This is a genomic window from Burkholderia sp. 4M9327F10, from assembly GCF_005503145.1.
In the GTDB taxonomy this organism is placed as follows: domain Bacteria; phylum Pseudomonadota; class Gammaproteobacteria; order Burkholderiales; family Burkholderiaceae; genus Paraburkholderia.
This window is the reverse complement of sequence record NZ_SCNV01000030.1, coordinates 48,784-70,214: the sequence shown is the minus strand read 5'-3', so window position 1 is coordinate 70,214 and position 21,431 is coordinate 48,784. Positions and strand designations below refer to the sequence as shown.

At 62.2% G+C, this 21,431-nt stretch carries 20 protein-coding genes; 10 read left to right on the top strand and 10 right to left on the bottom strand.

Annotated features, from left to right (window positions below):
• Positions 1 to 23: 23 nt before the first annotated feature.
• Positions 24 to 590: a hypothetical protein gene (locus tag FFS45_RS24475; protein WP_137957211.1), complete on the bottom strand. Its 567-nt coding sequence runs from the start codon at positions 588 to 590 to the stop codon at positions 24 to 26.
• A gap of 146 nt (positions 591 to 736) precedes the next feature.
• Complete coding sequence (hpnA, locus tag FFS45_RS24470) at positions 737 to 1,747, bottom strand: hopanoid-associated sugar epimerase (protein ID WP_137957210.1); 1,011 nt, start codon at positions 1,745 to 1,747, stop codon at positions 737 to 739.
• A gap of 155 nt (positions 1,748 to 1,902) precedes the next feature.
• Between hpnA and FFS45_RS24465 the strand changes: the two genes are divergently transcribed.
• Positions 1,903 to 2,199: an acylphosphatase gene (locus tag FFS45_RS24465; protein WP_137957209.1), complete on the top strand. Its 297-nt coding sequence runs from the start codon at positions 1,903 to 1,905 to the stop codon at positions 2,197 to 2,199.
• A 75-nt stretch (positions 2,200 to 2,274) separates the two neighbouring features.
• Here the strand turns inward: FFS45_RS24465 and egtD are convergent, their stop codons facing one another.
• Positions 2,275 to 3,243 carry an L-histidine N(alpha)-methyltransferase gene (gene egtD / locus FFS45_RS24460; RefSeq protein ID WP_137957208.1) on the bottom strand — a complete coding sequence of 323 codons (969 nt, stop codon included), beginning with the start codon at positions 3,241 to 3,243 and terminating at the stop codon, positions 2,275 to 2,277.
• 486 nt (positions 3,244 to 3,729) lie between these two features.
• Here egtD and rarD point away from each other — a divergent pair, with 486 nt between their 5' ends.
• Positions 3,730 to 4,626 (top strand): EamA family transporter RarD, encoded by an 897-nt coding sequence (gene rarD, locus FFS45_RS24455; protein WP_137957207.1) that lies wholly within the window; start codon positions 3,730 to 3,732, stop codon positions 4,624 to 4,626.
• Between the two features lie 89 nt (positions 4,627 to 4,715).
• On the opposite strand, the gene FFS45_RS24450 is transcribed toward rarD, so the two are convergent.
• Positions 4,716 to 5,264, bottom strand: coding sequence for an Mpo1-like protein (locus FFS45_RS24450; RefSeq protein ID WP_137957206.1), 549 nt, complete (start codon positions 5,262 to 5,264; stop codon positions 4,716 to 4,718).
• Between the two features lie 104 nt (positions 5,265 to 5,368).
• Here FFS45_RS24450 and FFS45_RS24445 point away from each other — a divergent pair, with 104 nt between their 5' ends.
• Positions 5,369 to 6,091 (top strand): Crp/Fnr family transcriptional regulator, encoded by a 723-nt coding sequence (locus tag FFS45_RS24445; protein WP_137957205.1) that lies wholly within the window; start codon positions 5,369 to 5,371, stop codon positions 6,089 to 6,091.
• A 119-nt stretch (positions 6,092 to 6,210) separates the two neighbouring features.
• On the opposite strand, the gene FFS45_RS24440 is transcribed toward FFS45_RS24445, so the two are convergent.
• Positions 6,211 to 6,624 carry a hypothetical protein gene (locus tag FFS45_RS24440; protein WP_137957204.1) on the bottom strand — a complete coding sequence of 138 codons (414 nt, stop codon included), beginning with the start codon at positions 6,622 to 6,624 and terminating at the stop codon, positions 6,211 to 6,213.
• 205 nt (positions 6,625 to 6,829) lie between these two features.
• A complete protein-coding gene (locus tag FFS45_RS24435) occupies positions 6,830 to 7,984 on the bottom strand; it encodes a glycosyltransferase family 4 protein (RefSeq protein WP_249362908.1) in 1,155 nt (384 codons plus the stop codon).
• A gap of 360 nt (positions 7,985 to 8,344) precedes the next feature.
• On the opposite strand from FFS45_RS24435, the gene FFS45_RS24430 reads away from it, so the two are divergent.
• The 4 genes from FFS45_RS24430 to FFS45_RS24415 all read left to right on the top strand — a co-directional run bounded on the left by FFS45_RS24430 (position 8,345) and on the right by FFS45_RS24415 (position 12,565).
• Complete coding sequence (locus tag FFS45_RS24430) at positions 8,345 to 9,019, top strand: GntR family transcriptional regulator (RefSeq protein ID WP_171029732.1); 675 nt, start codon at positions 8,345 to 8,347, stop codon at positions 9,017 to 9,019.
• 173 nt (positions 9,020 to 9,192) lie between these two features.
• On the top strand, positions 9,193 to 10,254 hold the full coding sequence (locus FFS45_RS24425; protein WP_137957201.1) for a hypothetical protein: 1,062 nt from the start codon (positions 9,193 to 9,195) through the stop codon (positions 10,252 to 10,254).
• Between the two features lie 53 nt (positions 10,255 to 10,307).
• Positions 10,308 to 11,198 carry a 4-hydroxy-tetrahydrodipicolinate synthase gene (dapA, locus tag FFS45_RS24420; RefSeq protein WP_137957200.1) on the top strand — a complete coding sequence of 297 codons (891 nt, stop codon included), beginning with the start codon at positions 10,308 to 10,310 and terminating at the stop codon, positions 11,196 to 11,198.
• A gap of 119 nt (positions 11,199 to 11,317) precedes the next feature.
• Positions 11,318 to 12,565, top strand: a complete 1,248-nt coding sequence (locus FFS45_RS24415; RefSeq protein WP_137957199.1) for a dicarboxylate/amino acid:cation symporter — start codon at positions 11,318 to 11,320, stop codon at positions 12,563 to 12,565.
• Positions 12,566 to 12,624: 59 nt separating this feature from the next.
• On the opposite strand, the gene FFS45_RS24410 is transcribed toward FFS45_RS24415, so the two are convergent.
• The 4 genes from FFS45_RS24410 to FFS45_RS24395 all read right to left on the bottom strand — a co-directional run bounded on the left by FFS45_RS24410 (position 12,625) and on the right by FFS45_RS24395 (position 17,022).
• Complete coding sequence (locus FFS45_RS24410) at positions 12,625 to 13,500, bottom strand: MBL fold metallo-hydrolase (RefSeq protein ID WP_137957198.1); 876 nt, start codon at positions 13,498 to 13,500, stop codon at positions 12,625 to 12,627.
• A 37-nt stretch (positions 13,501 to 13,537) separates the two neighbouring features.
• Entirely contained in the window at positions 13,538 to 14,905 is a 1,368-nt protein-coding gene (locus FFS45_RS24405) for an MFS transporter (protein WP_137957197.1), read from the bottom strand.
• Between the two features lie 62 nt (positions 14,906 to 14,967).
• On the bottom strand, positions 14,968 to 15,984 hold the full coding sequence (locus tag FFS45_RS24400) for a succinylglutamate desuccinylase/aspartoacylase family protein (protein ID WP_137957196.1): 1,017 nt from the start codon (positions 15,982 to 15,984) through the stop codon (positions 14,968 to 14,970).
• Positions 15,985 to 16,146: 162 nt separating this feature from the next.
• Positions 16,147 to 17,022 (bottom strand): LysR family transcriptional regulator, encoded by an 876-nt coding sequence (locus FFS45_RS24395; RefSeq protein WP_137957195.1) that lies wholly within the window; start codon positions 17,020 to 17,022, stop codon positions 16,147 to 16,149.
• A gap of 186 nt (positions 17,023 to 17,208) precedes the next feature.
• On the opposite strand from FFS45_RS24395, the gene FFS45_RS24390 reads away from it, so the two are divergent.
• The 3 genes from FFS45_RS24390 to FFS45_RS24380 all read left to right on the top strand — a co-directional run bounded on the left by FFS45_RS24390 (position 17,209) and on the right by FFS45_RS24380 (position 21,419).
• The gene (locus tag FFS45_RS24390) at positions 17,209 to 18,468 is read left to right on the top strand and encodes an alginate lyase family protein (RefSeq protein ID WP_171029731.1); all 1,260 of its coding nucleotides are present in this window, start codon (positions 17,209 to 17,211) and stop codon (positions 18,466 to 18,468) included.
• A 233-nt stretch (positions 18,469 to 18,701) separates the two neighbouring features.
• Positions 18,702 to 20,258, top strand: coding sequence for a hypothetical protein (locus tag FFS45_RS24385; RefSeq protein WP_137957193.1), 1,557 nt, complete (start codon positions 18,702 to 18,704; stop codon positions 20,256 to 20,258).
• Between the two features lie 249 nt (positions 20,259 to 20,507).
• Positions 20,508 to 21,419, top strand: coding sequence for a LysR family transcriptional regulator (locus FFS45_RS24380; RefSeq protein WP_137957192.1), 912 nt, complete (start codon positions 20,508 to 20,510; stop codon positions 21,417 to 21,419).
• Positions 21,420 to 21,431: the final 12 nt, after the last annotated feature.

Sequence of the window (21,431 nt, the reverse complement as noted above, 5' to 3'; positions counted from 1 at the left end):
CCGCCGCATTAAGGCGCCTGAAATTACCGCTGCGTCAGCAGCGCGTACATCTGAATCACGTTATCCGGCGAGAACGTGAACGGCACCCAGCCGTGGCCGGTATGGCGCACGATCAGCAGGCGGTCGCCGTTCGATTGTTTCTGCGCCGCCATCACCGGGTTGCGGGTCGACACGAAGCGCCAGCCGGGCGGCACGCCCATGGGCGGCTCCGGCGTCATCGAGGCGCGCGCGTTCGACAACTCCTCAATCAACTGACCCACCTGCTCGGGATGCAGCGACACGGTCTTGCCGCCGATCGTCATCGTGATTTCGTTCTGGGCCGGGCGGCCGATCGATAGCGTGGGTTTTTCTTCGGCTACGGCCGCGCTTGTTTCCGTTTCCGTTTCCGCTTCCGCCACGGTTCGTGCGGCCACGTCTGCGCTCGCTTCGACCGCTGCCGTCACCGGCGCGGATGCGGCCTGCACAGCCGCCTCGGGCGTTGCATCTGCTGCGAGTGTCTCGGGGATGTTTTGGGCCTGCGGGGCCACGACAGCCTGGATAAGCTGATCGACGCCCACTTCAAGCGCGCCGAGCTGTTCGTGAAGGTTCATGCGAGGATTCTCTGGTAAGACCCGCGATTTTACCTGTTGCGCGCGGGCTGTGACCCGCCGCGGGTCGGGCGACGTTGTAACAAAGTGCGTGCAGGCCTATCCAGAGGCCCGATGCGAGCCTCATGTCACGCATGGACGGCCCGCCGTTACGCCTTCAGATATCCCGCTTGCCTGAACCACTCGAGCGCGTCGGCCAAACCCTCGCGGTAGGGCCGTGCACGATAGCCGAGCTCGCGTTCCGCCTTCGCGGATGTGAAGTACATCTTGTTCTTCGACATCTTCAGACCGTCGACAGTCACAAACGGTTCTCGCTTCGTGATCTTGGCGAGCGCCTCGGCGCCCATCGCGAGCGGGTAGAGCGGCCAGCGCGGCAAGCTGATGGTCGGCGCCTTGCGGCCGGTGAGCGCGGCGATATCGGCGAGCATCGTTTGCAGCGGCAGGTTCTCGCCGCCGAGAATATAGCGCTCGCCGATCTTGCCGCGTTCGAGCGCGAGGAAGTGCCCGGCTGCGACGTCATCCACATGCACGAGGTTCAGCCCGGTATCCACGAAGGCCGGAATCTTGCCGAGCGCCGCCTCGACGATAATGCGGCCCGTCGGCGTCGGCTTGACGTCGCGCGGACCGATCGGGGTCGACGGATTGACGATCACCGCGGGCAGGCCGTCCTGCGCAATCATCCGCTCGACCGCGCGCTCGGCCAGCACTTTGCTGCGCTTGTACACGCCGATTGCCTGATCGGCCTTGAGCGGCGAAGTCTCGTCGGCCGACTGGCCGGAGCTCGTCACCTTCAGCGTCGCCACGCTGCTCGTATAGACGATGCGTTCGACCCCCTCCTTGAGCGCCGCGCGCATGGTGGCTTCGGTACCCTCCAGATTCGAGCGTTCGATTTCGCCCGGGTCCGGCGCCCACAGCCGATAGTCGGCCGCGACGTGCAGCAGATAGCGCACGCCGCGCAGCGCGGCGCGCATCGACGCTTCGTCGCGCATGTCGCCCACGACGATTTCCGCGTCGAGCGCCTCGACATTGCGGCGCGGACTGGTGGCGCGCACCAGCACGCGCACCTTGAAACCCTTCTCTTGCGCGATGCGCGCCACCGCCGAGCCGACAAAGCCGGAGGCGCCGGTGACGAGTACGAGATCGCGGTTCTGATCCATCATTCTTTTTCAATTCCCTGCATGGCGGTCGTCGGATTGTACGTGGCGCGTGGGCCGCGTGTCGCGTGGCGGGCCATTCCTATGTTCAATGCCGTGCAAGCAATCTCGCCGCGACGCGACTAGAATGCCCGCTTGAAAGATTGTGAGGAGAAGACGGCATGACAGGCCCGGATCTGGATTCGCGGATCGAAACGTATTACGTGCGGGTGCGCGGCGTCGTGCAGGGCGTCGGTTTCCGTCATGCGACGGTACGCCAGGCGCACGCGCTCGGTATCAAAGGATGGGTGGCCAATCTCGACGATGGCTCGGTCGAAGCCGTCTTGCAGGGACCGGCCAATCAGGTGGACCGGATGCTCTCATGGTTGCGCCACGGGCCGCCGGCCGCCCGCGTGAGCGAAGTGGCCGGCGAAGAGCGGGCTACCGAGAAGCGCTACGAGCGCTTCGAGCAGCACTGAGCGACATGGCGTAGATGACGTGGCGCGGCTGACGGGCGCAGGCCGGCGCCATCGCCATCGCGCACACGCCTCGCCTTACTGCGCGACCAGCAGACTCTCGGCGAATCCCCACTCCCGCTCGATCCACTGATGGCTGCACGCGAAGCCCGCGTCGCCGGCGATCGCGTGAACCTCTTCGGTCCGGTACTTGTGGCTGCTCTCGGTCCAGATGGTCTCGCCCGCTTCGAGCGTCACCGTCAGTTGCGCGGCGCGCACATGTGCCGTGACAGGGCGCCGTGCACGCAGATGCATTTCGATACTGCGGGCGTCGGGATTGAAACGCGCCACGTGCTCGAAGGCGTCGAGCGGAAAGTCGCCCCCCAGTTCGCGATTGATGCGCGCGAGCAGATTCAGGTTGAACGACGCGGTGACGCCGACCGGATCGTCGTAAGCGGCCACCAGCACCGGGACCGGCTTCTCGAGATCGGTGCCGAGCAGCAGCGCATCGCCGGGCGCGAGCATGCTGCGGATCGAACGCAGAAAGCGCGTTGCTGCGAGGCGGCCGAAATTGCCGATCGTGCTGCCGAGAAACAGCACCAGCAGCCGCTCGCCGGAAGCGCGTTTCTTGCTGACTTCCGCGAGACCGGCAAGATAGTCGCGCTCGTAGCCGACAATCGAAATGCGTTCGATATCGCCCAGTTCGCGCCGACATAATTGCAACGCGGTACGCGAAATTTCAATCGGACAATACGACGTGGGACGCTTTTTACACAGCGCTTCCAGAATTCTGCGCGTCTTGCGGCCGCTGCCGCTGCCGAGTTCGGCAACGGTTACGTCGTGCGGAAGTTGTGCCACGATGTCCGCCGCGTGCCTGGCGAGAAGCCGTTCTTCCGCACGCGTGACGCCGTATTCGGGCAGCACGGTGATCACTTCGAACAGCGCTGAGCCGACCTCGTCATACAGGTATTTGGACGGCAACTCCTTCTGCGGCGCATGGGTGAGCCCGGCGCGAACCTCGGCGGCGAAATCGGGCGAGACATCCTGCGATAGGGCTGGCTGAGTCATGCTTGCTCCATTTTTCGTTTTCTGGTGACGGTTTTCTGTCAGCAGGGATGAGGCACGTGCGGGACACTGAACGGTGTCGCGCGTATCCGTAAGGAGCGGACCGTGGGTCCGCGGGGACGGCGCATTCGCCGGACAAGCCGGGGTGGTCAAGCAAGAAGCGCGCTTGCGCGAAAATACGCGGCGCCTGATGCCGTTGCGGCAAGCGGCATCATGAGCACCTTCGTGCGCACGCGTGAAGTTATGTTCTAGTTCATCGAAGGCCGTCGCGCACGGACTAATTGCGCGATGCCGCCGCGTCGTGCCGGCAACCCGTCTAGAATGCCGGCTTGCTTCACGAGCAACATCAAATTGAAACGAATCGCGATTAGCCGCGCCACCTCGTGAGGCGTGGCGTGCTTGAGAGACAGATTTTCCAATGACAATACACTGTGCCGCGTCGCCTTGCTTGGCGCGTGCCACGTCCGCCCGCGTGAGGGCATCCATCTGATGAACACTTACGAACCGGGACGGGGCATCGCGCTGTCGGTTGCCGCCTCGACGTTGTTTGCGCTGATGTCGGTCTACGTCAGACTGCTCGCCCCTTTGAGTGGACTCGATATTTTCGCGTGGCGCGTGGTCTGGACCGTCCCCGGCGCGCTGTTGCTGATTGCCCTGCGGCGGCGCTTGCCGCTCTTGCGGCAACTGCTGGCACGAGCCCTCGGCGAACCGCGCATCGGCCTTGCGCTTGTGGCCAGCGCGGCGATGCTCGGCGCGCAGCTTTGGGTGTTTCTGTGGGCGCCGTTGCATGGCCGCATGCTGGAGGTCTCGCTCGGTTATTTCCTGTTGCCGCTGACGATGGTGTTAGTGGGCCGCTTCTACTACCGTGAACGGATCGACGGTTTGCAGTGGCTCGCGGTGGCCTGCGCGGCGGTGGGCGTCGTGCATGAAGTCTGGGTGACGGGGGCGTTTTCATGGCCGACGCTGCTGGTCGCGCTCGGCTATCCGCCGTACTTCGTGCTGCGCCGCAAGATCAACGCGGACTCGCTGACGGCGTTCGCGCTGGAAATGGCGCTGCTGCTGCCGTTCGCGATTGCACAAGTGGTGATTGGCGGCTCGCTCGCGATGGTGGCGGGGCGCCTCGATCTGATCTTCCTGTGGCTGCCGGGCCTCGGCGCGCTGAGTACGGTTGCGCTGGCGTCGTATCTGAAGGCGAGCCGGCTGTTGCCGATGGCGCTGTTCGGCATTCTCGGCTACGTGGAGCCGGTCTTGCTGGTTCTGGTGTCGGTCACGCTGCTGGGCGAGGCGTTGACTGCGCAGCAACTCGCCACGTATGTGCCGATCTGGCTGGCGGTGGGATTGACGGCGTTGCATGGCGTGCGGCTGGTGCGCTTCGCGCCGCGCTGAAGCGCACGAACCTCGCTATCGCGCCGGCCAAGGCTTACGCCGGTGGAGGACGGTTCGTGCGGTTGATCTTGCCTGCAGCGCTGGACTCATCAGCGCCCGTGATGCGCCGCCGTCGCGCGATCCGGAGTAATCCGCGTTGCCCCCACTTCGGCTTCGATTGCTTCACGCAGGGCAGGGCGCCAGCCAAAACCGAATAACATTTCGACCAGCACGAACAGCGGGCCGATCAGAAAGCCGACGAGATCGTCGACGAAGGCCGGCTTGCGATGCTCGTAGGCCATGTGGCCGACAAACTGAAACACCCAGCCGACCACGAACAGGCCAATGCCAGAGGCCAGCCAGGTGATTGTGGATTGTGCGGCGAGCCATTGGCCGCAGGCGAGGCAGACTGCCGAGAAGACCACCATCATGAGGCCGAGCGGCACATCGAGCACAAGGTAGTAGAGCGTAGCGCCCACAAACAGCACCCACGCCGGGGAAAGCGGCCACGGCAGCGCGGCGATCGTCCATGCAGGGCGGCTCAACAGCACCGCGAGCGCCACCACGATCATCGGAATGCCGACAAAATGCGTGGCGATGTTGCGCCGGTCGCGGTGGTAGGCCGCGTACTGGGTCAATTGCTGGGTCAGCGTTCTCATGGGTGCCGCTCCTCGATTAAAGTCATCATAATCGCGCTCAAACGGATTTGAAACATTCGGGTAGCCGACAATCTCCGTACTCCAGTTCAGCACGGTGCCAGCCTATGAGTTTGCCTTTGTCCCCAAATGACCCGCTCGCGGCGCTCGAACGCAATGCGTGGTTTCGTGCGGCGCCCGAGGCGTTGCAGGCGCAACTGATCGAACTCGGCCGCGTGGAGCGCTTGCAGGCAGGCGAGCGGCTCTTCATGCGCGGCGATCCCGACGACGGACTCTATTGCGTACTCAATGGCCTCATGCGGTTTGGCGCGGCGAGTCTTGCCGGCAAGGAGGCGCTGCTCGCCGTGATTGAACCGGTCAACTGGTTCGGCGAGATTGCCTTGTTCGACGGCCGCGAGCGCACGCACGACGCCTACGCCGAGCGCGACTCCGTGCTGTTTCATATTCCGCGCGCGGAACTGGCGGCGCTGCTCGAACGCACGCCGCAGTATTGGCATCCGTTCGGGCTGCTGCTCACGCAAAAGCTGCGTCTTGCTTTCGATGCGATCGAGGAGGCCGCGTTATTGCCCGCGGCGCAGCGCGTCGCACGCCGCTTGCTGCTGATGGCGAGCGGCCTCGGCGAGCCGGGTGTGTTGCGGCGCGTGTTGAAGGTGCCACAGGAAGATCTCGCGATGATGCTGGCATTGTCGCGGCAAACGATCAATCAGATTCTTAAGCAGTTCGAAACGCAGGGTGCGTTGCAACTGCGGTATGCGGAAATCGAAATAGCCGACGTCGATAAATTAATGGCGCTTGCCTATCCAGATGGACCCAGACGTGCGTCGCTTTAAGCCCGCTCGCATGGCAAGCAGATAAAAAAAGGCGAGTCCGCAGACTCGCCTTTCCCAACGGCATATTCGGCTTCGACTGTTAAGACCCCGTGGCCGGATTATGTCGATAACCGATCACCTTAGTTGGTCTGGGTGGTGTCGGTCTTTGCGCCGTCGGTCTTGACCGGCGCGGTGCTGGCCTCCTTGCCGGCTTCCCCGCTTGCTTTGGTCTTTTCAGCGCTGGCAACGGCGGCGTGCTTCTTCTTGCTGACCTTTTGAGCCTTGGCCTTTTGTACGTGGGACGTTCCGCTCGCGGTCTTCTTGGCCTTGACTTTGGCCTCGGTTTTCTCAGCACCCGTGCTGGCTTGCTTGGCCGTTGCGTCGGTCTTCGCTGCGTCGGTGGAAGTGGCGCCGCCAGCCTTGAGGTTGGCCTGGCCAGCCGCTTGAGTTTGTTGATCGCCTGACGTCGCCGGTGCAGCAGTGGGTGCAGCAGTCTGTGCGAAGGCCGTCGAAACGAGCAGGGCAGAAGCGAGAGCAGCGAAAATCTTCTTCATGATTTAACTCCTTGTGTGGCGGCTGAAAAGGTTCAGCGCTGCCGGTTTAACGCTAGCCGGATCACAGGAGTTGACGCTGTTCTGGTGACAAAACGTAACGGCGGATACATACGCTTCTCAAGAAACGTGGAGGCGTGTTCAAGCATCGTCGATATGACGATTTAAGTTTTCCTTAAGAAATGTGAATGGCGAATTGCCGTGCGATTCAGTACGTCTCTATCGCATCGCGGTAGACGTCGGCGATCTGCGCTGCGACCACCGAATGATCGAAATGTTTGCGCGCGTAACGGCGGCAAGCGTCGGCGCTCGGCATCACGCGCACGCCGAGCAGTGCATCGGCAATGCCGCTGCCGAGCTCCCGGTAGCCGCCGGACGCGATCACGAGATGATCCGATAGCGGCGCCACCGCCTCGGCCGAGCCACCTTCGGCCGTGACCAGAACCGGAGTGCCGGTGGCGAGCGATTCGATCGCGGTCAGCCCGCAGTCTTTCATGACGACGGTGGGCACGATCGTCAGATCGGCGGCGCGGTAGTACTGCGGTAACGCATCGTCGGAGACGAAGCCCGCAAGCCGCACCTGGTCCTCCAGATTGCGTGCGACGATGCGGGCGTACAGCAACTCCTGCTCCGGCCCGGTGCCGACGATAACCAGAAACACGTCGGGCACCGCCAGCTTGACCATGAAGATCGCGTCGATCAGATCGTCGAGCCCCATGCCTGGGATAAGCGGCCGTGCGCACAGCAGCACCGGCCGGTCTTGCGGTATCGCGAGACGCTTGCGCGCCTGCTTCCTGGTGACGCGCAGAGCGAAGCGCGAGGTATCGACGCATCCGGGCACCACGCGAATCCGCTCCTCCGGGACGCGGTAGCGCATATGCAGAACATCGCCCGACTCGCGCGACAGCACGATATGGCGTGTGCCGCCGTGATACACCATTCGCTCGAGACCATAGCGCAAGGGGCCGACTAAAGCGGCGCCGCGGTCGGTGCGGTGTTCGTCGACCCACGAGCCATGAAAGTGAACGACGCGCGGCACCTTGCCGAATTTGCCGATGATCGGCGCGGCCTGCGGCGCGAAGTGCAGCGCGACCACATCGGGTTTGCGCTCGGGTTCGAGCGTGCCGGGCTGTGCGGAGGTGCGCCGCAGCAGCCGCGCGAAACTGGCGGGCGCATTGGCCAAGGTCTGCAGCACCGTGCTGGATGAGGCGAGCGAGGCCGGCGTGGCGGCGCCTGGGTCGCGCACGTTGACGCCCTGGCGAGGCAACGCCGCGGCCAGGGTCTGGAGCATCCGCTCAAGACCATCGGGCCGCGCCAGTGGGCGGCGCATGCCGACCTGCAGGGAATCGATCGGCGTGTTCACGATTCAGCTTGCGCCCGGGAGGCTGCGTACCTCGTTCGTGCGCGGTATTGCAAGTCGTCCGGATCCATCATCGCCCCTGTGCGGCTTGTATAGCGGGAGACGTTGAGCTGAGGCGCCGCTCAATCGTTGTTGCAACACGGTACGTCCGCAAATTGCGAGCTTCTGTGTGCTACCGCACTTAACGCCTGGCCGTGTGCGAAGTCTTTGCAATTTATGTCTTTGTTGGCCGTTTATATGGGCTCTTCAAGCGGAAGGTCTCGTAGACCAGGGTTTACTCGGTTTATCGACATTGGGCTTGACTCGACCTTAGTGTCGACATAATTTATGAAGTGTCGACACGAGACAGGCAACTGGAGAAAAATGTCTTTTGCACCCCCTTCACGCGCCGCGCTTGGCAGCACGGTCGCAGATATCTTGCGGAACGCGATTCTCGACGGTTCACTGAAGCCTGGCGAGCCCATCTACGAAAAGACGCTTTCCGAGCAGCTTTCGATGAGCCGTTCGCCGATTCGCGAGGCGCTGATCACGCTGGAAAACGAGGGCCTTGTCGTTGGCAGGCTCAACAAGGCGGTCACGGTCCGCAAGCCTTCGGCAGAGGAGATCCGGCAGATCTATACGATTCGTGCCGCCCTGGAAGGCATTGCGGCGCGCTGGGCGGCTGAGAAAGCAACGGTGCAGCTCATCGCGGACCTGCGCGCGAACGCGGAAGCGTTGAATCTGCATACGATTGCGATTGAAGACGGCGGCAATCTTGATGCAGTCGTGCCGGGAATTGCCTTTCACATGGCTATCGCCGAGGTGGCGGCGTCGGACGAGCTCAACCTGCTGCTGCAGAATCTGTGCAACAAGATCCAGCTCGTCATGAGGGCCGGTATCGCTACGGTTACGCGGCGCCGCGCGGAGGAAATCCATAAAGAGCATCTGGCAATCATCGATGCGATTGAGCGGCGCGATGTACAGCTTGCTGAGTCGCTGGCTTCCGCTCACGTGCGCGGCGCTCTCGAGCGAATCGTGTATCAATCCGGCAAGTCATGATTTAACGGAGCTTTTTCAGTTCATGAACCCCATCATGTATCAGAGGCGTCAGGAAAATGAGTACAACTAACGACAGTCAATATCGTCAACTCCTGCAGCAAGGACTCGCGAAGCTTTGCACTGGCGCCGATGCTCTATGTAAAGAGCAGAGAAATTCGCCCGGTGTCCCGCGATTGAACTATATGACCGGAGGGTACAGCTGGGATAGCGAATACGTGTGGGATAGCTGGGCGAATTTTCAATGGGCGGGATTTCTCGCCGGGCGCCTGTGGCTACTGTTTGCGCTGACGCGCGAGCAGAAATACGGTGATGCCGCAATGCAGATCACCGAGCGGATCGGTCCGGTATTGGCGCGCTATCCGACCGTCTTCTCGTCTACCGGCATCGACATGTACTACGCGCTGACGTTCGGCTATCTGCTCACGGGGCAGGAGAAACTGAAGCTATGGGTGTGTGCGGGCGGCCAGAATTTTGCCAACATCTTTGACAGAAAGGCCAATGCGTTTCTGCAGATTGCGGGTGCAGATCGTATCGTCATCGACACCGGTCTCAATCTTCCGTCCATGCTTTGGGCGTCTCAATGGGATCAGAGCCGCGCCGTGCTGCCGTATCGTCACCTCGACACTGTTCTTGATGTGGGTCTGGTCAGGCCGGATGGATCCGCATGTCACGCAGCCTCGCTTGACCCGGAGACGCGGAAGGTGACGGGCCGCTTTAGTCTGCAGGGCTGGAACAACGAGAGCGTGTGGGCGCGCGGGCAGGCGTGGGCGATGCTCGGATATGCGCACGGCTACGAGGCCAGCCGCGAAGAGCGTTATCTGGAGGCGGCGACTCGCGCGGCTGACTGGTACGTCGATAACGCCCCCGAAGGATGGGTGCCGCGCTATGACTATCACGATCCCGACCGCAATCAGCTCCCCTACGATTCGTGTGCTGCATTGATCGGGACAGCGCAGCTCCTGCGACTCGCGCAATGGCGTGAGGAGCGAGCCGAACGCTATCGGAACGTGGCCCGCAACACGCTAGCGGTGCTTCTTGACAACTTCGTCACTGATAGCGGAACCGTACTTCACGGTACATGGGGGCGCATGCGACATGTCGAGCCTGGGAAGCCGAGGTTGGGCAGATTCCCGCAGGAGGACATCATGCCCTACGGCAACTATTGGATCGCCGAGTGCCTGTTTCGCGAGCTATCGCAAGACCTTTCCGTGCTGTCACTTGCGAATAGCCGCTGATAGCCGCCAACCAGCCCGATCGTCAGAGTGTCGGGCATGCTAGAGAGGAAGTCATGAAATACACACCGGATGGCATCTATACCGCCATCGTTACGCCATTTACCCGCAATGACGAGTTTGATGAACCGTCGTTTCGCAAGATCGTCGATTTTCAGATCGAATCGGGCATACACGGTCTGCTGGTTGTCGGGGGCAGCGGCGAATTCGTCAGTTTGACGCCGTCCGAACGCCAACGCGTCATTGAGGTCGCCATTGACCAGGCTGCCAACCGTGTGCCGGTGCTGGCCGGCGCACTGGCTCCGGGGACCCGCGAGGTTCAGGACACGGTGCGTTACGCGGAGAAAGCGGGCGCGAGTGCGGTGCTGGTGCTGCCGTCCTACTACATCAAGGCGAGTCCAGCCGGCGTCTACGAACATTTCGCACGCGTTGCAGATGCAACATCGCTGCCGATCGTCGCCTATAACAACACCGGCCGTACTGGCCTTAACCTCGATATTCCGATTCTTGAGAAACTCGCGACCATTGAGTCCATCGTTGCGCTAAAGGAGTGCGAGCGCGACCTCGCCATCGTCTCCGCAAAAATCAAGGCCATTGGTGATCGCATTGCCATCCTGTCCGGGGATGACGATCTTGGTTTTCCGACCTTCCTGCTGGGAAGCCCAGGTGGAATTTTCATGACGTCCAATCTGGTTCCAGCGTTGCACCGCAAGCTCTTTGACGCGGTAAAGCAGGGCGATATCGACACAGCGCGCGAAGCGCATTACGCGTTGCTGCCGCTCGTCAACGCGTTATACACCGCTAACCACCCCGGCCCATTAAAGGACGCCATGGAGTTTGTGGGGTATCCGGTGGGGGTCGCGCGTGCACCTTTGCAAGGCGCAGAAGTTGACAATCTCGAACGCGCGGAAGCGGCGCTGGAGCTGATCGGAAGCCTGGTGGGGTAAGTTCGGCGTCCGTCCTGGGGGTGACCGGTCCCCGTGCAGGAAATTCTGGCTTCAATTTTCCGGCATCGGGGTCAAATTAATCAGTATTACGAATCATACTGGATGTAAGGAGGGTCACCATGAGTGCAATTACGGTTGGGCTACGCAAAGGCGCATCCTCGTTGCCTCTGCAAACAGTTCTTGCGTTGCTGCTCGGTGCGCTGGTTGGCCTTAAGTGGCCGGAGTTCGCCAAATTGCTGAATCCGCTAGGCCTGCTCTTCATAGAAGCAATAAAGATGGTCGTGATTCCACTTGTTTTCTCGTCGGTCACGCTGGGAGCCTATCGCATGGGCAGTGACATGCGTCAGCTCGGACGCGTGGCCGGCGTTGCCGCGCTGTGGTTTCTCGTTGCGACTATCGTCTCTATCGCGGTGGCGCTGGCTATACATCAGATTTTTCATATGGGGGAAGGTGCGGGGCTGGCGCCAACCGGGAGCGTACCGCCAAACCTCGCGACATCGTTCGACTGGGTTCACTACCTTCTTGACCTGATTCCCTCGAACCTGTTTGCAGCCATGGCAAACCAGAAGGTTCTCCCTACGCTTGTCTTTGCCATCCTGCTCGGCATTGCTCTGGCGGGTGTCGGAACTGGCGCGGAACGCGTAATCGGGTTTATGGAAGCACTTCTATCGGCTATTTTCCGCATGACAGGCTGGATCACGGCACTGACGCCCGTCGCGGTATTCGGGATCATGTCGTGGGTATTCGCATCGCAAGGAACCAGCGTGCTCTTAGGGCTTCTGAAGCTGGTGGGAACAATGTACTTCGCGTTGCTGATCCTCGTGGTCATCTTTTGTCTCGTCATGCTGGCGATCGGGTACAACCCGTTCGCGGTTTTACGAAGGGTGATGGAGCCAGTTGCGCTTGCGTTTGTGTCCCGGTCTTCTGAAGTGGCATTTCCCTCGCACATGGAAAGTCTTGAGAAACTGGGTGTTCCTACCCGGATCAGTGCCGTCGTTTTGCCCCTTGGCTATAGCTTCAATATGGATGGATCGGCGATGTACATTGCGCTGGCCACAACTTTCCTTGCGGATGCCTATGGCATGCACTTATCGCCAGCGGCCTTGTGGACCGTGCTTGTCACGACCGTTGTTGCCAGTAAGGGAATTGCCAATGTTCCTTCGGGCAGCCTGGTTGCGATGGCAACGGTACTCACCGCGATCGGCATGCCGGTGGAGGCGATCGCGATCATTGCCGGCGTCGATGTTTTCATGGACATGGGGCGGACCGCTATCAATCTTTTCGGAAATACAGCAGCTGTGCTGTTGGTGAACAAGGTGAGCATGAAGGAGGCCGGCAAGGGTATGCCGTCAAACAGGCTTCAATAGACTTCGGTTGCGCCAGAAGAGTAGAGGCCGCTTTACCGAAAAATGCCGCTCGGTGTTTGTCACGAATACCGCCATTCGAAGCCGCTCGCGCGCTCGTGCACCGTCCCCGCGGAGGTTTCCGGAAAGTGCGCGGCGAACACCGTCGCACCGGTTCTCGCCGCGCGCTCAAGCAGCCACGTTCGCGAGGTGCGCGCCAGCGCCGGGTCGAGGCAGAACATCGAACTCCATTGCGGGCGATAGACTTGCAGCGGGCTATGCATCACGTCGCCGGAGAACAGCGCGGTTTCCCCACGCGAGCGAATCTCGATCGCCATGTGCCCGATGCTATGGCCCGGTGATGGAAGAAACCGGATGCCCTCGGCGATTTCCTCTTCCACGTCCGCCACAACACGAGCCTGCTGCGCCTCGATGACGGGCAGCACGCTGTCCTCGAACACCATGCGCCGCGCTTCACCGGCCGGCGTGGCGAAGTAATCGCGCTCGCGCTGGCTGAATACATAGGTAGCGTTGGGGAACACCGGCGCCCACCGGTCGTCCTGCCAATGTGTATTCCATCCGACGTGATCGACGTGCAGATGGGTGAGCAGCACATAGTCGATCTGCTCGCGCCAGAAGCCCGCGGCTTCGAAACGTTCGAGCACCGGGTTGTCGAGCCGGTCGAACAGCGCGCTGAACGGGCGCTTTTTACCGTTGCCGATTGCGGTATCGACAACGACTGTCAGGCCGTCGATCTGCACGACCCATAAATGCGTTTTCAGCGGCACGCGCCGGTTTACGAGATCCAGGCTGGCGGTGGCCAGGTGTTCTTCGAGCGCACGGCCATCGGCGGCGTTCCAGTCGGGGAACAGGACGTCGGGCGCGAGTGCGAACGCGGTCTCGTCGACGCGGGTGATGGTGGCGTCGCCGACCCGGTAGGTAATGGAAGCGTTGTTCATGGTGAGGCTATTCCTGGTCGAAAATGATTTGCGCCGCTCAGGCCGTGGCGAGCCGGCGCGCATCCTGCACGCGCCGGGTTGCCACGGCGTAGAGCACGGCACTGGCCAGCGCGGATACACCGCCCACCAGCGCAAGGGCGACGCCCAGGCTCGTACCGGCGGGCGCGAGCCGTTCGTTCAGGTAGCCGACCGCGAGCGGACCCACGCCACCGCTGATCGTGTTGGTCATGAACACGAGCAGCGCGAGCGAACGGCCGCGCATCCGGTTCGGCACGGCGATCTGCAACGGCACCGGCGCAAGCCCCATCGCGATGCTCGCGCCGAACGCACACATCCCGTAGAGCACGATTGCAGCGGTGCTGCTGCTAACGAGCGGCATCGCAATCGCGGCTGGAACCAGCGCCGCAACCGCGCAGGCGGAGAATCCGAGCACCTTGCGCAAGGTCGTGTCGTCGGTGACGCGAGCCGCGAGCACGCCTGCACAGGTTACGCCAAGCATGCCGCCGATCATGTAGGCGGGCGCGGCCGTCTGGCCGACCGTCTTCGGTGCGAGATGGAAATGGCGCATCAGCAATGTCGGAAACCAGGCAGCATGCGAGTAGAACAGCGTGATCAAGGCGACGTACGCGGCGAAGTAGGGCAGACAGAAGCGATTGTGCACGAACAGTTCGGCCATCACTTCGCGCAGCGACGGCATCTCGTCTTTCGCCTGCGTCGCATGAGCGGGTGTTTCCAGACGGACCGGCTCGCGAACCGTGAAAGCGACCAGCGCGGCGAGCACGAGCCCGGGCAATCCAACCACCACGAACACCGGCTGCCACGGCGCCACGCCGTGCATCGCGAGCCACGTGCCGCCGGCGCCGTGCGCCGCGGACAGCAGCATGCCGCCGCCGAACAGCGCGACACCACCGCCGACGTACGGCCCGAGCATGAATACGCTGCTGGCACGCGCAACACGGCGCGGCGCGAAGATATCGCCGAAGATCGATAGCGCGGCGGGACTCAAAGCCGCCTCGGCGATCGCGGTCCCTGCGCGGGCGACCAGCAGTTCGGAGAAGTTGGTCGCGAATCCGCACAGCGTCGTCGATATCGCCCAGATCGCGATGCATACGGCGATCAGCTTCACGCGATTGGTTCGGTCGACAAGGCGTGCGACGAAAACCCCCGCCGTCGCGTAGCACAGCGTGAATGAAAAGCCTTGCAGCAGGCCGATCTGCGTATCCGTTAGCGCGAGCGACTGCTTGATCGGCTGCACGAGAATGCTGACGATCTGGCGGTCCAGATACGAGAACGCGAAGCAGACGAAGAACAGCAGCACGACGTAGCCGGGATGCCGAACGCCGCTTGCGGCAAGCCCCGCATGCGGCGGCTCGGCCGGCTGTGTCAACGGGGGATGGGCGCTCATACAGTGTCTCCGGATCAAGAGTCGCCGCGCATGTGGCGGCGATCGTTGCTGTCGTTGTGAGTTCAGATCGCGTCGCTGTGCGCGGCCAGCAGTGCAATGCAGTCGCCGGGTTCGACGCGGGCAAATGTGCGCATGCACATCACCGTGCCATCGCCGCGAAAGCGAATCTCAAGCGGCGCTTTCCACGGCTGGTGCGGATCGAAGAGACGCCCTGCCAGTTGATCTTCCAGAACCTGGTCGCCGAGCGCGAACGTGGGTTCGAATACGCCCGCAAGCGGCGCATAGACGTAGTGGCGCGCGCCCGCCACGCGCAGCATGCGCGTCTCGCCCGCAGGCGACGGATACGGCTCGGGTGTCACGCCGAGCCGGTGCAGCACGCGCTGCAAACCGCTTTCGACGATCGCGAGGTTGGCCGCGTCGCAGCCTGCGTGACCGCCGAATTCGCCGCACAGGAAAAGCTTGCCGTGCCGCTCGGCTGCCGCCGCGATGGTACGGTCCTCGCCGAGCAGATCCATGATCATCGTGTTCGGTGAGCCGAACTCGCGCACCAGATCGAGGTAGAGCGCGCGCCGCTCGCCTTGCGCCGGCGGTGAGGCGAGCAGCGTCGGCAGGTGGTCGAACGAAGCACCGCCTGCGTGAAGATCGATCACGATGTCGGCACGCGGCAGCAGCTCCGTTTCGACGTAGTGCGCGATCATTTCCGTTGGCTGACCGTTGCGCACACCCGGGAACAGGCGGTTCAGATTGCCCCGGTCGATCGGGGACGTGCGCGAGCCGTTGATGAACGCCGGGAAATTCAGCCCGGGAATCACAATCAGGCGTCCATGGATTTTCATCGAGGGCAGGCGCTGCATCAGCTTCATCAGCGCGACGGGGCCCTCGTATTCGTCACCGTGGTTGCCGCCGGTCAGAAGAACCGTTGGACCGGTGCCGGCACCCGCATTGAGCACGGCGAGCGGGATCGGGATGTGACCGTAGGCGGAGCGGTCGTGGGACCACGGTAGCCGCAGCGCACCGGTCTGGAAACCGGTGCGCTCGAAATCCACGTCAGTGGCGATAAGCGATGGAAGAGAGGACATGGTGCGATCAGTAAAGAGCGGGACGGCGTCCCGGTGGCTTTACTATCGTCGACAGAAATCGGACCGGCCAATGCCGTTTTCTGCCGCAGGCGATGCCTTGAAGGCATCGCCTGGCACCGCTGCCTGACGTCAGCGACAAGCCCGCAAGGCGGGCAACTGCCGCTATTTCAGTTGCTCGACGAACCGTTCCAGCGCCGCGTTCGTGCCGTTGGCCGCGTAGCAGAACTCGAGCGGCAACGGCACCGACACGTCCTGCAGCGCGACGAAACGCACGCGCGCCGGCGGTCGGTCGCGGTTGGCGGCATTCACGATGGCGGCGCCCATGCCGGCGGACACGAGCGAGAGGATGGCCGTTTCGGTGGAGGCCTCCTGGCGGATGTCGAGCGTGAGACCGCGTTCGGCGCAGGCCGACAGCAGGCGATCGTAGTACGCGGGATAGATGCGGCGGGGAAACGCGATGAACGGCGTGTCCGCCAGTTCCCGGGCGGCGACCGGTCCCTCCTTGCCGAGGGCCCACGCTTCGGGCACGGCCAGCACGACGTTCTGCTCGAGCACGGGCACGCTCGCAAGGCCTTCGGGCGAGATACCGACGCGATAGCAGAAGCCGCCGTCGAGCCGCCCCGCGGCGATCGCTTCGAGCTGCTCCGGCGTGTTCATCGGTTGCAGTTCGAGCGAGACGCGTGGCGCGGCCTGCTCGAACGCGCTCAATGCGCGCGAGACGACACCGCTCCAGGCCGCGTTCTCGACGAAACCGATACGCAAGGCGCCTTGTACGCCGGACGCGATCCGGCGTGCGAGACGATTGGCGGCATCGACTCTCGCGAGGATGTCGCGCGCTTCGGACAGGTAGGCCACGCCGGCGTCCGTAAGCCTGAGACCACGCGGCGTGCGTTCGAACAGCGCCGCGCCAATCGCGTCTTCGAGGTCCTGGATTTGCCGCGAGATTGCCGGCTGCGTTACATGTAGTTGTTCGGACGCGGCGCGTACACTGCGCAGTTCAGCGACGGCGATGAAATAGCGGAGATGCCGGAGTTCCATGGCGGCCTTTGACGTTCAGTAGATTGCGTGTTGACTTCAGGGGGTAGAAAGCATCGCTCGCTGTGGATCAGCCGCAGTGCCCGGCTCGCGCGAAAAAGGCCGATTAGTTGGCGGTAAAGAGGTGGTATGTCCGTTCGAGCGGTAGCTAATGTTCCCACAACGTTCAATTTTCGAGGTACGCCTGTGATGATCCGCTTTACTTTTCTGTTTTTCCTGTGCACGACTCATACGCTGGTTATGGCTGACGAGGCTTATGCGGGCACGGCAGCCGGGCCACTGGTTTATACGCTCGATGCGCAACAGCTGGAGGATGCGAAGCGCCGGGTTCAGGCGGGCGATCCGCAGCTTCTTCCTGCATATCGCGGTCTTCTACATAGCGCTGACAAAGCGCTTTCCACCGCTCCGTTCACCGTTACCGAAAAGGGCGTAAAGCCGCCGAGTGGGGACAAGCACGACTATCTCAGCATGGCGCCTTACTGGTGGCCCGATCCGGGCAAAGCAGACGGCCTGCCATACGTGCGTCGCGATGGCCGGATCAACCCGTCGACCAAAGACAACGATACCGACTCGAAGCGAATAGACAATTTCTCGGACGCTGTGGGCACCCTGGGCATCGGCTATTACTTTTCCGGCGACGCGCGGTATGCACAACATGCCGCCCTGCTATTGCGCACGTGGTTTCTCGATCCAGCGACGCGCATGAATCCGAACATGAAGTATGCGCAGGCCGTGATGGGGGTGGCCGATGGCCGTGGCACCGGAATCATCGACACACGCCACTTCTGGCAGGTGGTCGATGCGATCGGCCTGATCACGCCGTCTGGCGAACTGAGCGCGGCGGACCTCGCGGGTTTGCGGCAATGGTTCGCCGACTATACGCAATGGCTGATGACAAGCAAGGGCGGTCATGACGAAGCGGCCGCGCCTAACAATCATGGATCGTATTTCGACGAGCAGGTTGCGAACTACGCACTCTTCACCGGTGACAAGGCGCTGGCGCATAAAGTCATCGCCCAGGCGCTCGACAAGCGGCTGGGCGCGCAGATCGCTTCGGACGGCCGTCAACCGCTGGAGCTCGTACGTACCCGTGCATACCATTACAGCACGTTCAATCTGCAGGCATTGTTTCGCCTCGCGCGCTATGGCGAGCAGGCCGGAGTGGACGTCTGGTTCTATCCGGATGCCGCGCGGCCGGCATTGCGTAGCGCACTGGAATATCTGACGCCGTATGTGACCAACCCGTCCAGTTGGCCTTACAAGGACATTCAGGGTGTCGCCTATGAGGATTACCTGCCGTTGATGCTCCAGGCTGAACATGTGTACGGTCCCCTGCCGCACGCTGCCGCCGTGGAGCGCACATTGCGCGGGCATTTACCGGCCGCGCAGGACTGGTTGTTCTGGCAAGTCCGAGGGGCGGGTACACAGCCGGGTCAACCTGCCTCGTGAACCCGTTCAGCCTCCGAGCATAAGCGAGATATAGAACCGCAAACCTGACAGCGACGGAAAACGCTGCCTTAGCCCGTTTAAGGCGTGGCGGTCGTAGGCGCATAGCAAGGAACGTCAGCAATTGCAGTGAATATATCGGACTGGCTCAGGGGCTTGCTTTGGAAAATCATTCGAAATATCGGCACGCGGCGCAGCGGCACGCGGTTGCGTCGCCTATCGGCCGGAGGCAGTTTTTGCGCCTGACGGCGATCGCGGGCGCGGCATTCATCGCAGGATGTGGTGGCGGAGGAGGCTCAGGCGCGGCAGGCGACTCGTCGAGCGCGAGCGGTCCCACGACGCCTGCTGCAAATGCGGCTGGCGTGGCGGCGACGCTGAACGTTCAGCAACAGCAGGTTGCCGGCAGCGCGACGCTTGACCCGCGGTTTGCCAGCCTGAGCTTCGAGAAGAGCCACATCAATACGTCGCCCGGCGTATATTTCGGCCCGAACAACGCGAGCCTGATCGGGCTGCTCAATGCGCTCGGCGGCGGTGTGCTGAGAATCGGCGCGAACAGCGTGGACCGGATCACGTGGACGCCGGCCGGTGCAGGGCAAACGAGCGGCCAGGTGGCGCAAAACGACGTCGCGAATTTTGCGAACTTCATCAAGCAATGCCCGAAGTGGAGCGTGATCTACGCTATCAACTTCGCGGGCGCGGAAGGCTCGTCTGCTTCTCCTGCGCTGGCGGCGTCTGAGGCCATGTACGTCTCGCAACAGCTCGGCAGCCAGCTGCTCGCCTTCGAGATCGGCAACGAGCCTAATCTCTACGGCAACAGCAATACGCCCGGCCTCGCCGGCATGACCTACAGCATTTTCCTGAATGGCGGCACGGTCTCGCAAGGAACGATCTCCGGCTGGAATCAGTTCGCGAGTGCGATCCGAGGGGCGGTCAGCGGCGCCGTCCTGAGCGGACCCGCGGCGTCGGACGACACCACGTCGTGGGCAGAGAATTTCGCCGTCAGCGAGGCTGGCGGTATCGCGCTGATGACTGAGCACTACTACATCAGCAACTACAGTTCGGCCACGCCGTCGATTGCCGGCATGCTGACCTATCCGGACACGAATCTCGTGACCGCATTGCAGAACCTGCAGGCGGCCTCGCAGAAGGACTCGGTGCCTTACCGCATCAGCGAGTGCAACTCGTACTTCGCAAGCAGGAATCCGGCGGGCGTGAGCAATGCGTTTGCCGCCGCACTATGGGCGATCGACTTTATCTTCACCCATGCGCGATGGGGGGCGAGCGGACTGAATTTCCATAACAACGGGACGATTGCGAGCTATACGGCAATTGGCGATTCCAACGGCACAGTCACCGCCGTTCAACCGCTCTATTACGCGCTCGCTTTCGTTTCGCAGATCTTTGCCGGCGACGCGACCGGCACGCTCCTTGGCAGCACGCTCACCGTTAGCGGTGTCGCATTGAGTGCGTTTGCGGTCGGCGCGAGCAACGGTGCAACGTATGTGGTGCTCAACAACAAGGACACCGCGAATGCCGCGAACGTGACGATTTCCGTCGGCAAGAACGCCACGCAGGCGACGGTCACGACGCTGACGTCATCCGGATCGAGCGCGACGGCGCAACTCGCCAATACCGGTATCTACAACGGTGGGTCTGCGATTACGTTAGGCGGCGCGCCTGTAGCGCTGAGCGGCGCGTGGCAGGGAGCCGCGCAGCAGACGCTCGCGGTTTCCGGTCAAAGCGTGACGGTAAGCGTCGCGGCTGCGAGCGCCGCACTGGTGCGGATTAGCTAGAGCGGCTCGGCTAGATTACCGGGTCCACGCGAGGGATGTGCGCGATTGGCGGCTTGGCCTGATGAATCCAGACGCCGCACGCTTTGCCAGCGATTTGTTCCGCCATGTAAAAATAGCCTTGCGCCGTCCCTCGTTGACGCCGCAGTCTCGTTTGAGGACCATGAGCGCTGAGATACCCACTTGATTGAACCGTATTAAAGTCTCCGGGTCCGGACTCTTCCATTCCGAACCACTATCAGGCGCTAAACCATGCAACGTCAGTTTGATGACCTGTTGTTGGGCAGCATTGAGCTGTTCTGTCTGGCGGCCGAGACCGGAAGCTTTACGGCTGCCGCGAACTCCGCGGGCGTGACCCCTGCGGCAGTCAGCCGGTCCGTGGCGCGCCTGGAGGAGAGGCTCAGCGTGCGCCTGTTTGTCAGGACCACACGCCAGATTCGCTTGACGGATTCGGGGCGCCGTTACTTCGAGCAATGCCGCGATGCGCTCACCCAGCTCGCCGAGGCGGAGCGGGAGGCAACGGGGCAGCAAACTGCGCCATCGGGCGTTCTGCGCATCAGCATGCCGACACCCTACGGTCACTACCGTGTTCTTCCTCTGCTAGCCGAGTTTCGTGAGCGCTATCCATTGGTCCAGGTGGAAACTCATCTCAGCAACAGGAACATCGACTTCGCCGACGAAGGCTTTGACCTCGCTATCCGTGGCCGCGCGCCTACTGACTCGTCGCTGATTGCCCGCAAGCTCGAAGACGCCGAGCTCGTGATAGTCGCAACGCCTGGCTATCTGCAGCGCGCCGGTACACCCGAAACGCCGGAACAGCTCGCGCATCACGAATGCATCCAGTTCGAACTGGCGAGCAGTGGACGCGGTCTGTTATGGCAGTTCAGGCACCAGGACGAGGTGACTGAAATCGCCACAAAAAGTGGCTACGGCACGTCCGGAGACGTGCTTGCCGGCGTGACACTCGCGCGCAATGGGGCCGGTCTCTTTCAGACGTATCGCTTTGTCGTGCAGCGCGATCTTGAAAGCGGCGCGCTGGTTGAGGTGCTGCGTGAATACGGTGGATGCACGCGGCCGTTCATCCTTCTTTACCCGCACAGCCGCCACCTGTCCTCGCGGGTCCGAAGCTTCATGGATTTTCTCGTTGAAAAGCTGAGAAAGTAGTCGTCAGGAGAT

Excerpts from the sequence above, each read along its gene's own strand:
- FFS45_RS24450 (WP_137957206.1), bottom strand. The coding sequence starts at position 5,264 with ATGAGAACGCTGACCCAGCAATTGACCCAGTACGCGGCCTACCACCGC.
- hpnA (WP_137957210.1), bottom strand. The coding sequence starts at position 1,747 with ATGATGGATCAGAACCGCGATCTCGTACTCGTCACCGGCGCCTCCGGC.
- egtD (WP_137957208.1), bottom strand. The coding sequence starts at position 3,243 with ATGACTCAGCCAGCCCTATCGCAGGATGTCTCGCCCGATTTCGCCGCC.
- FFS45_RS24395 (WP_137957195.1), bottom strand. The coding sequence starts at position 17,022 with ATGGAACTCCGGCATCTCCGCTATTTCATCGCCGTCGCTGAACTGCGC.
- FFS45_RS24405 (WP_137957197.1), bottom strand. The coding sequence starts at position 14,905 with ATGAGCGCCCATCCCCCGTTGACACAGCCGGCCGAGCCGCCGCATGCG.
- FFS45_RS24400 (WP_137957196.1), bottom strand. The coding sequence starts at position 15,984 with ATGTCCTCTCTTCCATCGCTTATCGCCACTGACGTGGATTTCGAGCGC.
- FFS45_RS24415 (WP_137957199.1), top strand. The coding sequence starts at position 11,318 with ATGAGTGCAATTACGGTTGGGCTACGCAAAGGCGCATCCTCGTTGCCT.
- FFS45_RS24445 (WP_137957205.1), top strand. The coding sequence starts at position 5,369 with ATGAGTTTGCCTTTGTCCCCAAATGACCCGCTCGCGGCGCTCGAACGC.
- FFS45_RS24430 (WP_171029732.1), top strand. The coding sequence starts at position 8,345 with ATGTCTTTTGCACCCCCTTCACGCGCCGCGCTTGGCAGCACGGTCGCA.
- FFS45_RS24380 (WP_137957192.1), top strand. The coding sequence starts at position 20,508 with ATGCAACGTCAGTTTGATGACCTGTTGTTGGGCAGCATTGAGCTGTTC.
- FFS45_RS24390 (WP_171029731.1), top strand. The coding sequence starts at position 17,209 with ATGATCCGCTTTACTTTTCTGTTTTTCCTGTGCACGACTCATACGCTG.
- FFS45_RS24440 (WP_137957204.1), bottom strand. The coding sequence starts at position 6,624 with ATGAAGAAGATTTTCGCTGCTCTCGCTTCTGCCCTGCTCGTTTCGACG.
- FFS45_RS24410 (WP_137957198.1), bottom strand. The coding sequence starts at position 13,500 with ATGAACAACGCTTCCATTACCTACCGGGTCGGCGACGCCACCATCACC.
- FFS45_RS24465 (WP_137957209.1), top strand. The coding sequence starts at position 1,903 with ATGACAGGCCCGGATCTGGATTCGCGGATCGAAACGTATTACGTGCGG.
- FFS45_RS24475 (WP_137957211.1), bottom strand. The coding sequence starts at position 590 with ATGAACCTTCACGAACAGCTCGGCGCGCTTGAAGTGGGCGTCGATCAG.
- rarD (WP_137957207.1), top strand. The coding sequence starts at position 3,730 with ATGAACACTTACGAACCGGGACGGGGCATCGCGCTGTCGGTTGCCGCC.
- dapA (WP_137957200.1), top strand. The coding sequence starts at position 10,308 with ATGAAATACACACCGGATGGCATCTATACCGCCATCGTTACGCCATTT.